This window comes from Halomonas cerina, assembly GCF_014192215.1.
GTDB classification, from domain to species: Bacteria; Pseudomonadota; Gammaproteobacteria; order Pseudomonadales; family Halomonadaceae; genus Halomonas; species Halomonas cerina.
In genome coordinates this window covers 135,965-148,078 of the sequence record NZ_JACHXP010000001.1, presented here as the reverse complement: position 1 = coordinate 148,078, position 12,114 = coordinate 135,965, and the positions used below count along the sequence as shown (strand labels likewise).

12 protein-coding genes and 2 tRNA genes are annotated in these 12,114 nt (G+C 64.7%); 7 read left to right on the top strand and 7 right to left on the bottom strand.

The features are described from left to right. Positions 1–24: 24 nt before the first annotated feature. The 5 genes from ung to FHR94_RS00665 all read right to left on the bottom strand — a co-directional run bounded on the left by ung (position 25) and on the right by FHR94_RS00665 (position 3,879). Positions 25–711: a uracil-DNA glycosylase gene (gene ung, locus FHR94_RS00685; protein ID WP_183323500.1), complete on the bottom strand. Its 687-nt coding sequence runs from the start codon at positions 709–711 to the stop codon at positions 25–27. A 3-nt stretch (positions 712–714) separates the two neighbouring features. After that, entirely contained in the window at positions 715–1,191 is a 477-nt protein-coding gene (gene gpt / locus FHR94_RS00680) for a xanthine phosphoribosyltransferase (RefSeq protein WP_183323498.1), read from the bottom strand. Between the two features lie 2 nt (positions 1,192–1,193). Further along, on the bottom strand, positions 1,194–1,739 hold the full coding sequence (locus FHR94_RS00675; protein WP_183323496.1) for an adenine phosphoribosyltransferase: 546 nt from the start codon (positions 1,737–1,739) through the stop codon (positions 1,194–1,196). Positions 1,740–1,796: 57 nt separating this feature from the next. Then, a complete protein-coding gene (locus tag FHR94_RS00670; protein WP_183323494.1) occupies positions 1,797–3,101 on the bottom strand; it encodes an NCS2 family permease in 1,305 nt (434 codons plus the stop codon). A 148-nt stretch (positions 3,102–3,249) separates the two neighbouring features. Further along, a complete protein-coding gene (locus FHR94_RS00665) occupies positions 3,250–3,879 on the bottom strand; it encodes a riboflavin synthase subunit alpha (protein WP_183323492.1) in 630 nt (209 codons plus the stop codon). Positions 3,880–4,304: 425 nt separating this feature from the next. Between FHR94_RS00665 and FHR94_RS00660 the strand changes: the two genes are divergently transcribed. The 5 genes from FHR94_RS00660 to FHR94_RS00640 all read left to right on the top strand — a co-directional run bounded on the left by FHR94_RS00660 (position 4,305) and on the right by FHR94_RS00640 (position 8,736). Further along, positions 4,305–5,375: a methionine ABC transporter ATP-binding protein gene (locus tag FHR94_RS00660; RefSeq protein ID WP_183323490.1), complete on the top strand. Its 1,071-nt coding sequence runs from the start codon at positions 4,305–4,307 to the stop codon at positions 5,373–5,375. Continuing rightward, on the top strand, positions 5,356–6,009 hold the full coding sequence (locus FHR94_RS00655) for a methionine ABC transporter permease (RefSeq protein ID WP_183323489.1): 654 nt from the start codon (positions 5,356–5,358) through the stop codon (positions 6,007–6,009). Before FHR94_RS00660 ends, FHR94_RS00655 begins: the two co-directional genes overlap by 20 nt. A 312-nt stretch (positions 6,010–6,321) precedes the next feature. Continuing rightward, positions 6,322–7,116, top strand: coding sequence for a MetQ/NlpA family ABC transporter substrate-binding protein (locus tag FHR94_RS00650; RefSeq protein ID WP_183323487.1), 795 nt, complete (start codon positions 6,322–6,324; stop codon positions 7,114–7,116). A gap of 72 nt (positions 7,117–7,188) precedes the next feature. Continuing rightward, complete coding sequence (locus FHR94_RS00645; protein ID WP_183323485.1) at positions 7,189–7,680, top strand: GAF domain-containing protein; 492 nt, start codon at positions 7,189–7,191, stop codon at positions 7,678–7,680. A gap of 99 nt (positions 7,681–7,779) precedes the next feature. After that, positions 7,780–8,736, top strand: a complete 957-nt coding sequence (locus tag FHR94_RS00640) for an alpha/beta hydrolase (protein ID WP_183323483.1) — start codon at positions 7,780–7,782, stop codon at positions 8,734–8,736. A 77-nt stretch (positions 8,737–8,813) separates the two neighbouring features. On the opposite strand, the gene FHR94_RS00635 is transcribed toward FHR94_RS00640, so the two are convergent. Next, positions 8,814–8,890 (bottom strand) — tRNA-Val (locus FHR94_RS00635). Between the two features lie 41 nt (positions 8,891–8,931). After that, positions 8,932–9,008 (bottom strand) — tRNA-Val (locus FHR94_RS00630). A gap of 578 nt (positions 9,009–9,586) precedes the next feature. On the opposite strand from FHR94_RS00630, the gene FHR94_RS00625 reads away from it, so the two are divergent. Both FHR94_RS00625 and glpK read left to right on the top strand, forming a co-directional pair. Then, entirely contained in the window at positions 9,587–10,450 is an 864-nt protein-coding gene (locus FHR94_RS00625; RefSeq protein WP_183323481.1) for an MIP/aquaporin family protein, read from the top strand. A 59-nt stretch (positions 10,451–10,509) separates the two neighbouring features. Then, positions 10,510–12,015 carry a glycerol kinase GlpK gene (gene glpK, locus FHR94_RS00620; protein ID WP_183323480.1) on the top strand — a complete coding sequence of 502 codons (1,506 nt, stop codon included), beginning with the start codon at positions 10,510–10,512 and terminating at the stop codon, positions 12,013–12,015. Positions 12,016–12,114 lie beyond the last annotated feature (99 nt).

The window sequence follows — 12,114 nt, the reverse complement described above, 5'->3', positions numbered from 1 at the left end:
TTCTACCCGCCTCCCGCTTTCGCGTTAAGGCTGGGCGGGCAGCTGCCAGTCGATGGGGTAGCGCCCGTTCTGCTCGAGAAAGGCGTTGGCCCGCGAGAAGTGGTGGTTGCCGAAGAAGCCCCGATGGGCCGAGAGCGGCGAGGGATGCGGCGACTCCAGCACCAGATGGCGCGAGGTATCGACCAGCGCTTTCTTCTTGCGGGCCGGGCTACCCCAGAGCAGAAAGACCGAGGGCTTGGCGTGCGCGCTGACCGTCTGGATGGCGCGGTCGGTGAACGTCTCCCAGCCCATGCCTCGGTGAGAGCCGGCATTGCCCTGCTCCACCGTCAGCGAGGTGTTGAGCAGCAGCACGCCCTGGCGGGCCCAATGCTCCAGGCAGCCGTGATCGACCGGCCTGGCGCCCACATCGGCCTCAAGCTCCTTGTAGATATTGGAAAGCGACGGCGGCACCCGCACCCCGGGGCGCACCGAGAAACACAGCCCGTGGGCCTGGCCGGGACCGTGATAGGGATCCTGGCCGAGGATCACCACCTTGACCCGGTCCAGGGGGGTCAGCTCGAAGGCCCGGAACCAGTTGGAAGAATGCGGGTAGATCACCTTTCGGGCCGCCTTCTCGGCGGCCAGGAAGTCACGCAGGGCCTGCATGTAGGGCGCCTGGAACTCGTCACCCAGCCAGCGCTGCCAGCTGTCGGGAAGCGGACAGGTCGACATGGCTCAACGCCTCACCTGGTCGGCCAGGGGCTCGACATAGGCCACGCCCATGTCCCAGGGGAACTGGATCCAGCAGTCCTGGGCCACTTCGGTGAGGTACTGGTCGACCAGCGGCTTGCCCTCCGGCTTGGCATAGACGGTGACGAAATGCGCCTTGGGCAGCATCTCACGCACTTTGCGGGCGGTCTTGCCGGTATCGACCAGGTCGTCGACCAGCAGCCAGCCGTCACCCTCGTGGTCGACGCCCTTCAGGACCTGCAGGCCACCCTGCTCCATATGATCATAGCTCTTGATGCACACGGTATCGATCAGGCGCACATTGAGTTCGCGGGCAATCAGCGCCGCCGGAATCAGCCCACCCCGGGTAATGGCGACGATGCCCGTGAAGTCACGCTCGACCAGCCGGTGGCAGAGCTCGCGCACGTCGCGGTGCAACTGGTCCCAGGAGACGGTGAAATGCTGGTGGTAGCGACTGACCATGGTCATTCGTCCTCGGTAAAGGAACAGACCGCGAAGACGCCATAGCCGGCCTCGCGGATGCGCTGCGAGCCGCCCAGAGTCGGCAGGTCGACGATGGTGGCGGTCTCCACCACCTGACCACCACTGCGGGAGATCAGCTTGGCCGCGGCAAGCATGGTGCCGCCGGTGGCGATCAGATCGTCGACGATCAGGATCCGGTCTCCCTCATGGAAGGCGTCGCTATGTAGCTCCACCTCGGCCTCGCCGTACTCCAGCGTATAGGTCTCGCTGATGGTGCGAAACGGCAGCTTGCCCTTCTTGCGCACCGGCACGAAACTGCAGCCCAGCTCGTAGGCCAGCGGCGCACCGATGATGAAGCCCCGGGCGTCGATGGCCGCGATGGCATCGAGGTCCATCTCCTGATAGCGGTGCACGAAGCTGTCGACCAGCTTGCGGAAGGCCGCGCTGTTCTGCAGCAGCGGGGTAATATCGCGGAAGTTCACCCCCGGCTGTGGCCAATCGGGGACGGTACGAATCACGGACTTGATGTAGTCGCCGTAGATGCTCATCGATACGAATCTCGTTGGATGGAGGTCGATGCCTGACGGTCAGTCGAGGACCCAGAGTCAATCAAGGAATAGAAACTTGGCCGCGAACAGCAGCGCCAGCACGATCACCGCCGGATTCAGGTCACGGAAGCGGCCGGAAAGCGTCTTGATGGCAGCGTAGCTGATGAAGCCCAACGCGATGCCCTCGGCGATGGAGAAGGTCAGCGGCATGGCCAGGGCGGCGATCAGCACCGGGGCGGCATCGGTGGGATCGTCCCAGTTGGCGTGGGACAGGCTGCCGGCCATCAGCACCGCCACGTAGAGCAAGGCGCCTGCAGTGGCATAGGCGGGGATAGAGCCCGCCAGCGGGGCGAAGAACAGGCTGATCAAGAACAGCACGGCCACCACCACCGCGGTCAGGCCGGTACGCCCCCCGGAGACGATTCCCGCGGTGGACTCGATGTAGCTGGTGGTGGTGGAGGTGCCCAGCACGGCCCCGGCCATGGAGGCGCCACTGTCGGCCATCATGGCGCGACCGATGCGCGGCAGCTTGCCGTCCTTGTCTAGCAGCCCCCCCTTGTGCGCCACGCCGATCAGGGTGCCGGACGTATCGAAGAGGTCGACGAACAGGAAGGCGAAAATCACGCTGAGCATCGCCACGTCCAAGGCACCGGCCAGGTCGAGCGCCATGAGGGTCGGGCCGATGGAAGGCGGCATCGAGACCAGCCCACCGAACTCGTTGTGGCCGAGGAGCATCGCCAGCACGGTCACCCCGAGGATGCCGATCATCACCGCCCCGGTGATGCGCAGGTAGGCCAGTGCGGTGATCACAAAGAAGCCCAGCAGCGCGTAGAGGGCAGCGGGCTCGGAGAGATCCCCCAAGGCGACGTAGGTGGCCGGATTGGCCACCACGATGCCGGCGTTCTGCAGGGCGATCATCGCCAGGAACAGGCCGATGCCGGCGGCGATCCCCAGGCGCAGCGAGAGCGGGATCGAGTTGATGATCCACTCGCGGATCCGGAAGATGCTCAGCAGGAAGAAGGCGAAACCGGAGAAAAATACCGCCCCCAGCGCCGCCTCCCAGCTATACCCCATGCCCAGTACCACGCCATAGGTGAAGAAGGCATTGAGGCCCATGCCGGGGGCCTGGGCGATGGGATAGTTGGCCCACAGCCCCATGATGAGGCAGCCGAGCGCCGCCGCCAGGCAGGTGGCGACGAACACCGCCCCATAGTCCATGCCCGCCTCGGAGAGGATGCTCGGGTTGACGAAGATGATGTAGGCCATCGTCAGGAAGGTCGTGAGCCCGGCAATGACTTCGGTCTTCACATCGGTCTGGTGCTCGGCCAGCTTGAACTGGTTCTCGATCAGGCGGTTCAGCATGGATATCTTCCTGCGCGCTACAACGGTGGTGACGACCGGTGGGGCCTCCCGGGCGGCGAGAAAAGCCGCACATGGTAGACGATGGCATCGCGCCATGCGAGACGCCCCACCGACGAAACGGGGGATGACTCTTGCCTGGCGAGCGAGCTCACCTCGTTCGCGCGTCCAGGACCCGCTCGACCGTCTCGACGATGGCCTGGGTCTGGGGATCGATCTCGATATTGACCCGGTCGCCCGGCACCCGATCCACCAGGATGGTGCGCGCCAGGGTCTCGGGGATCAGGTCGACGCAGAAGCGCGGACCCTGATCGGCGCCGGCCGGGCGCACCTCGCCGATGGTCAGGCTGATGCCGTCCACGCCGATATAGCCCTTGTCGAACACGAAACGCCCAAGCGCCGGGGGCAGCTCGAACCACAGGCGGCGGTTGTTGGGGGCCTCGTCGAGTTCCACCAGCTCGGCCATCGCCATCACATGGCCCGACATGGCGTGACCGCCGATCTCGTCACCGAAGCGCGCCGCCCGCTCGATATTGACGCGATCCCCCACCGCCAGGGCACCGAGATTGGTCAGCCTGAGCGTCTCGCGCATCAGATCGAAACTCACCCGTTCGCCGTCGATGGCGGTGACAGTCAGGCAGACCCCATTGTGGGCCACCGAGGCGCCGAGCTCGAGCCCTTCGCGCAGTGGCGCCGGCAAGGCCAGCACATGGGTACGAAAGGCCTGCGCCTCGTGGATGGCGACCACCTCGGCGGTGCCCTGGACGATACCTGTGAACATGAACACTCCTCGTGCTGTCCAGCCTCGGGGCCGGTGCCGATCAAAAGAGGCTAGTCTAGGCAACCCGGGCGCTGACGTCCACGCGGCGACCCGGCTCGGCGCCGACGATTCAGTGCATTATCCTGCGCATGCTGCCCTGGCAGGAAATCTTGCCATACCGAAGCCAGCCTGCCCGATACATGCCCCAAACGCCTTGACAAACGACCGTTCGAAATCTAGGCTTGCCCGCTACATTTTAACGGCGCCGATTTGTACCCGGATTGCGGGCGCCCACCCCACAATGGACACCTGCTGGTGTCATTGCGGAGTGAAGTGCGGCTAAAAGGGTGTGTCCAGCGTTGATGGCCACCCGAGAGGGTGGCCTTTTTTTGCCCACGCGCTGCACCGCCCGCCCCTGGCGACCCGGCGCCCTCCTGGTGGCCCAGATGATCCGACTGCATAACGTATCCAAGACCTACTATCCTCACGGGCGTTCCCGAGGACGGCCTGCCAGCGATGCCGGGGTCACGGCGCTGAAGAGCGTCGACCTACATGTGCCCAAGGGACAGATCCATGGCGTGATCGGCCTGTCCGGGGCCGGCAAGTCGACGCTGATCCGCTGCGTCAACCTGCTCGAGCGCCCCACCACCGGCAGCGTGTTCGTCGACGACCAGGAGCTCACCAGCCTCTCGGGCCAGGCCCTGAACCAGGCACGCCACCGGATCGGCATGATCTTCCAACACTTCAACCTGCTGACCTCGCGCACCGTCTTCGCCAACGTGGCGTTGCCGCTGGAGCTGATGGGCATGAAGCGCGGCGAGATCCGTGAGCGGGTCCTGCCGCTGCTCGACCTAGTGGGACTGGCCGACAAGGTGTCCCAGTACCCCGCCCAGCTTTCCGGCGGCCAGAAGCAGCGCGTGGCCATCGCCCGGGCACTGGCCAGCCGCCCGCGGGTGCTGCTCTGCGACGAGGCCACCTCGGCGCTGGACCCCCACACCACCGGGGCGATCCTCGAACTGTTGCGCGATATCAACCACAAGCTCGGCCTGACCATCCTGCTGATCACCCACGAGATGGAGGTGGTGAAGTCGATCTGCCACCGGGTCAGCCTGATCTCGGAGGGCAAGCTGGTGGAAGAGGCCGAGGTCGGCGACTTCTTCACCGCTCCTCGCACCCACCTGGGACGCAGCTTCCTCAACGACTTTCTGGAACTCGAGCCGCCCCGGGCGCTGATCGAGCGCCTGGAGGAAGCCCCCGGCGAGCACAGCCATCCGGTGGTACGCCTGGCCTTCTCCGGCGATGCCGTTTCCACCCCGCTGATCTCGCGACTGGCGCGGGAATGCGGGGTGGACGTCAGCATCCTGCAGGCCAAGGTGGAATCGATCCAGGACCGCACCCTGGGGCTGATGATCGCCGAACTGATGGGGACCGCCGACGAGACCCGCGAGGCCATCGACTATCTCGAATCCCATGACCTGAAGGTGGAGGTGCTCGGCCATGTCCAGCGCGATGTTTGAACTGATCCTCGAGGCCACCCTCGACACCCTCTACATGGTGGCGATCTCGGGCGTGATCGCCGCGCTGTTCGGCATCCCGCTCGGGGTTCTCCTGTATGTCACCCGGCCGCAGCAGATCCTCGCCCAGCCGGTGGCCAACCGGTTGCTGGGCGTGATCACCAACATCGGCCGCTCGATCCCCTTCATCATCCTGATGGTGGCGATCATCCCCTTCACCCGGATGCTGGTGGGCACCTCCATCGGCACCAATGCCGCCGCCGTACCGCTGACCATCGCCGCGATTCCTTTCATTGCCCGCCTGGTGGAGGGGGCGCTGAACGAGATCAACCCTGGCCTGGTCGAGGCCGCGCAGTCCATGGGCGCCACCCCCTGGCAGATCATCACCAAGGTGCTGCTGCCCGAGGCGCGCGGCGGCATCTTCACGGCGTTGACCGTCACCGTGGTCACCCTGATCAGCTACTCGGCCATGGCCGGCGCCGTGGGCGGTGGCGGTCTCGGTGACCTGGGTATCCGCTACGGCTACAACCGCTTCAGCCCCACCGTCATGCTGATCACCGTGGTGATCCTGGTGGTGATGGTGCAGGGCTTCCAGAGCCTGGGGGATTATCTGGTGCGCAAGAGCGACCACAAGTGAGGGAAGACACTGATTTACTGCTGCGCTCGATGACCCACATGGAGGTGGGAAATGCGTAGGTTCGTAGGGAACGAACCTAGCCATCCTGGCCGCCGGCGGTGCCGGTGCGCCGGCCCGGTCGTTCCTCATGTAGCGGGCTACACTCCGGAAGCTGCGCTCCGGCGGCGACCAGGCTCGGCGCCCCCGCCTGTCATCGCTCGCTACGTAAATCAGAGCTCCCCTTAAGATAAAATTAGATTAATAACTTTAAGCTATTTAAGATATTTCGCTTATTATCTTAATATCGAGACGATACGACAGGAGATTCACCATATGCGCAACATCTTGATCGGCACCCTGGCCACCTCGGTCCTGGCCCTTGCCGGCGCCACCGCCCAGGCCGACGAGCACAGCCTGAAGGTCGGTACCGTGGCCGGCCCCGAGACCGAGGTCATGCAGGTCGCCGCGGACAAGGCCGAGCGCGAGTACGGCCTCGACGTCGAGATCATCGAGTTTACCGACTATGTCACCCCCAATGCCGCCTTGGCCGATGGCAGCCTGGATGCCAATGCCTACCAGCACGAGCCCTACATGCGCTCCATGGTCGAGGATCGCGGCTACGACTTCGCCATCGCCGGGCGCACCTTCGTCTACCCGATCGGCGCCTATTCCGCGAAGCATGACAGCATCGAGGAACTGCCGGAGGGCTCCACCATCGCCCTGCCCAACGACCCCTCCAACGAGGGCCGTGCGCTGATCCTGATGCACCACCAAGGGCTGATCACGCTCGACGACCCGAGCAACCTCGAGGCCACCCCCATCGATATCGCCGAGAACCCGCACGACTTCGAGTTCCGCGAGATCGAGGCCGCCCAGCTGCCTCGCGTGCTGCCGGATGTCGATATGGCCTTCATCAACAACACCTTCGCCCAGCCTGCCGGCCTGACGCTGGACGACGCCCTGATCAAGGAGGGCCCGGAATCGCCCTACGTCAACCTGATCGTGGTGCGCGAGGGTGACCAGGAGCGCGAGGCGATCCAGCAGCTGGTCGACGCCTACCAGAGCGAGGAGGTCGAAGCCAAGGCCGAAGAGCTGTTCGGGCCACAGGCCGTACCGGGCTGGAAGTAACCTGACACCCTGAATCCATCCACGGTGCACGGGCCGGCCCCAGAGCCGGCCCGTTGCGTTCGAGGAGACCCTATGACCGCTCCCCACCCCGACTACACCTTGCTCGCCCGCCAGCTCGATGCCCTGCTCGACGACCGCGACTGGCTGGCCAACGCCGCCCAGACCTGCGCCTTCCTGATGCAGGAGGTGCGTGACCTGAACTGGGTCGGCTTCTACCTGCAGCGCAAGCCCCAGCGGCTTGACCTCGGTCCCTTCCAGGGCAAGCCCGCCTGCCACCCCCTTCCCTTCAGCCAGGGCGTGTGCGGCGCGGCGGCACGCACGCGTACCACACAGCGCATCGACGATGTCCACGCCGTGGCCGACCATATCGCCTGTGACAGCGCCTCGCGCGCCGAGTTGGTGATCCCGATCATCGTCGACGAGCGGCTGTGGGGAGTGCTGGACCTCGACAGCCCGGTTCAGGGACGCTTCAGTGCCGAGGATCAGGCCGGCCTCGAGCGCCTGGTCGCGGTCTTCATCGCCGCCAGCGACCTGTATGCTCACCCTGCCACCGGCGGCAACTGATGACCGGCAACGGCGGGATTGCCGAATGCCCGTCACGGCGCCACCCTTGACGCCATGGACACCCCTGAAAGACCGTCTCGACGCCATCCGGAGGGCCTCATGCCGATCTCATCTCCCGCCTCTGGCCCCCAGGGGCTAGCCACCGTGTGCGACCACCTGGCGCTGCTCAAGTCGCTCACTGCCTCAAGCGGCAACAACCTGACCGTCAAGCGTCGTCTGCTGGATATGTACTTCGCCGCGGCGCCCGAGATCCTCGATGCCCACGGACGGGTCACACCGGTCTTGATCCCGACTCGCGGCGATCGGGTGATCGCCGCGGAGCGAGTCCGCCCGGGCGATGCCGACGGTCCCCCCGAACGCCGTCTGCTCTACCTGCATGGCGGCAGCTGGATCGCCGGCAGTCCGGCCGGGCATCGCCCTCTGGCGGTACGACTGGCGCGCGCCACCCATGCCGAAGTGATCGTCATCGATTATCGACTGGCTCCCGAGCACCCCTTCCCGGCCGGCCTGGAGGATTGCCTCGATGCCTGGGACTGGCTGTGCGCCTCCCATTCCGATGACGACCTGTTGCTGGCCGGCGACAGCGCCGGCGGCAACCTGACACTGGCCTGCCTCAATGTGCTCAAGGCGAAGGGTCAGCGGCTGCCCGACGCGGCGATCGCCTTCTCGCCGGCCACCGACCTGCGCTGGACAGGCGACTCGCTGCGCCACCAGGCGGCGCTCGACCCGATCCTCGACCCGGCCGTGCTGCCACTGGTCACCCAGGCCTACCTTGGCCCGTCGCCGAGCGCCCCGCCCGACGATCCTCGGGTATCGCCCCTCGAGGGCGACCTTCGCGGCCTGCCCCCCCTGCTGCTCCAGTGCGGGGAGGCCGAGATCCTCCTCGATGACAGTCGCCGCTATGCCGAAGCGGCCCACCGGCAGGGCAGCCCGGTCCGGCTCAGCCTGTGGGCCGACATGCCGCATGTCTTCGTGGGGTTTGCGCCGCTGCTCGAGCCGGCCAGCCACGCCCTGACGGAGGTCGGGCGCTTCCTCGACGCGCAGCTGGCCCGATAGCCGGGTAACGATGCCCAGAAGGCGCCATACAATGCAAGACGCCCGACTCGACAAGCGAATCGGGCGTCTTCATGAACTGGTAGGACCAAGCGGATTTGAACCGCTGACCTCCACGATGTCAACGTGGCGCTCTAACCAACTGAGCTATGGTCCTGAGGTGCGGTTGCCGTGAGAAGCCTCTGCCGGGACAGCTTCTGGTAGGACCAGGCGGATTTGAACCGCCGACCTCCACGATGTCAACGTGGCGCTCTAACCAACTGAGCTATGGTCCTGCATCATCCCGGCGGCGATGCACTCACCGTGGCAACGGATGCGTATTCTACGCACTCCCGGAAAGAATGCAAGCCCATGTTGAAAGTTCATCGCGATCAGCGAGTTGGCACCGATTTTGGTCTCGGCGACATCCTGCTACTCGAATGCCAACACCCTTCCGCCGACGTGCTTGTCGAATAAGCCTCCCCTCATGTCGCGAATCAATGTCGAACGGTGCACGGTACGCGCGACAGCAATAGCCAGGGGGTTCGGAACTGCCCACACCCGAACATCACCTACACACAAACCGAACGCAAAACGAACACCTGACGAACACCCACCGAACCGTACCGACCTGCTTGGACGAGGTGAAATACCGCATTCCCGTAAGAAATCGGCGACGTACCCCTGAGGTTACTCGACTAAAGGATAACCCAAAAAGGGGCGACAAGGTATTGCGGCAGGCTTGGTCCTGATCTAGCTTAGTGTTCGTTATCGAACATCAAGCCCAAGCCGTTTGATCGATAACGAAAACACACCACTTAAACAGACAACACTCACGCACACCGACTCAAACAAGTAGAAGCAGGAGACCACCATGACTCCCTTTCTGGGCGAACTCTTCGGCACGATGATCCTGATCATCTTCGGCGGCGGCGTCGTGGCCGGCGTGGTTCTCAAGCATTCCAAGGCCGAGGCAAGCGGCTGGATCGTCATTACCTTCGGCTGGGCCATGGGTGTCGCCATGGCGATCTATGCGGTGGGCCAGTTCAGCGGTGCCCACATCAATCCCGCGGTCACCATCGGTCTCGCGGTGATCGGTGAATTCCCCTGGTCCAGGGTTCCAGGTTATGTGCTGGCCCAGATACTCGGCGCCTTCATCGGCGCGGTGGTGGTCTGGCTGCACTATTATCCGCATTGGGAAAAAACCGAGAGCCAAGCCGCCAAGTTGGCCGTGTTCTCTACCGATCCCGCCATCATCCACACACCCTCCAACCTGATGAGCGAGATCATCGGGACCTTCGTGCTGGTGCTGGGCGTGCTCGCCATCGGTGCCAATGAATTCACCCAAGGGCTCAACCCCCTCGTCATCGGCCTGCTGATCCTTGCCATCGGCCTGTCACTCGGCGGCACCACCGGCTACGCCATCAACCCGGCCCGGGACCTAGGGCCACGCCTGGCCCACTGCATCCTGCCCGTGGCCGGCAAGGGGAAGTCGAACTGGAAATATGCCTGGGTGCCGATCGTGGGGCCGTTGATCGGCGGCATTGCCGGGGGGCTCTTCTATCGCTACGTCTTTATCGAGGGAAGCCCCCTGGCCATGTCGCTCGCCCTGGCCGTGGTCCTGACATGCCTGGCCATCGAGTTCATCTTCGCAAAGCGGTGGGAGAGACGGCATCCCACCCCCAAGATCCCTGCCACTGGTACCCCTGGCACCTCAGCTACCCGTAGCAAGGATTGATGGGCACTGGCCCACAAGAAGAACGCCACAATCATCTGACAATACCGAGGAAACACCCCATGGAAAAACAATACATCCTGTCGTTCGACCAGGGCACCACCAGCTGCCGTGCCATCCTCTTCAACCGCGACGCCCAGATCGTGGGCGTCGCCCAGAAGGAGTTCACCCAGTATTACCCTACTCCCGGCTGGGTCGAGCACGATGCCATGGAGATCTGGGGCAGCCAGATGGGCGTGGCCCGTGAAGTGCTCGAGACCCAGGGCATCAAGCCCTCCGAAGTGGCGGCCATCGGCATCACCAACCAACGTGAGACCACCGTCGTCTGGGACCGCCACACCGGTAGGCCCGTCCACAATGCCATCGTCTGGCAGGACCGCCGCACCGCGCCGCTGTGTGACGAGCTCAAGGAGCGCGGCCTGGAGGAGTACATCCGCGAGGCTACCGGCCTGGTAGCAGACGCCTATTTCTCGGGCACCAAGATCCGCTGGATCCTGGACAATGTCGAAGGAGCACGGGAAAAGGCGGAACGCGGTGATCTGTTGTTCGGGACCATGGACACCTGGCTGGTGTGGAACCTGACCCGCGGCGAATGCCATGTCACGGATGTCAGCAACGCCTCACGGACCCTGCTCTACAACATCTGCACGTTGGAATGGGACCAGCGCATGCTCGATGAGCTCGGCATCCCAGCCGCCATGCTACCCGAGGTCCGGCCCTCCAGCGAGGTCTACGGCACTACCGGCGCCGAGATGTTCGGCGGCGCCCGGGTGCCCATCGCCGGTATCGCCGGCGACCAGCAGGCCGCCCTCTTCGGTCAGGCCTGCTTCGAAAAGGGCATGGTCAAGAACACCTACGGCACCGGCTGCTTTTTGCTGATGAATACCGGCGAGACGCCGGTGCCCTCGAAGTCCGGCCTGCTCACCACCATCGCCTGGGGCCTCAACGGCAAGGTGGAATACGCCTTGGAGGGGGCCATCTTCATCGCCGGGGCGGCCGTGCAATGGTTACGCGACGAGCTCAAGCTCATCGACTCGGCCGAGGACTCGGAGTACTACGCCGGCAAGGTAGATGACGCCGGTGGCGTGTACATGGTACCGGCGTTCGCCGGGCTGGGAGCCCCCTACTGGGACATGTACGCCCGGGGGGCGATCTTCGGGCTCACTCGCGGTACCCGCAAGGAGCATATCACCCGGGCCACCCTGGACTCGCTGGCCTACCAGACCCGAGACGTCATCGACGCTATGCAGGCCGACTCCGGCATTACGCTGAAATCCCTGCGCGTGGACGGCGGCGCCGTGGCCAACAACGTCGTCATGCAGTTCCAGGCCGACATGCTCGGGGTCAATGTCGACCGCCCGGTCGTCACGGAGAGCACCGCCCTGGGCGCGGCCTATCTGGCTGGCATCGCCGTGGGTCTGTGGACCCAGGACGAGGTGGTCAACAAGGGGCGCCTGGAGCGCACCTTCGAGCCGCAGATGAATGCCGAACTGCGTGAACGCCGTTACAAGGGCTGGAAGAAGGCCGTCCGGCGCACCATGAACTGGGAGCGGGAAGATGAAGAATAACCCCATCTCCCGATAGCCACCCGCCCCCCTCCGGGGCCGCCGGCACGCTGAACCGCCAGCGGCCCCGGAGGGAAGCTCGCGGAGCATCTCCACTTTCCT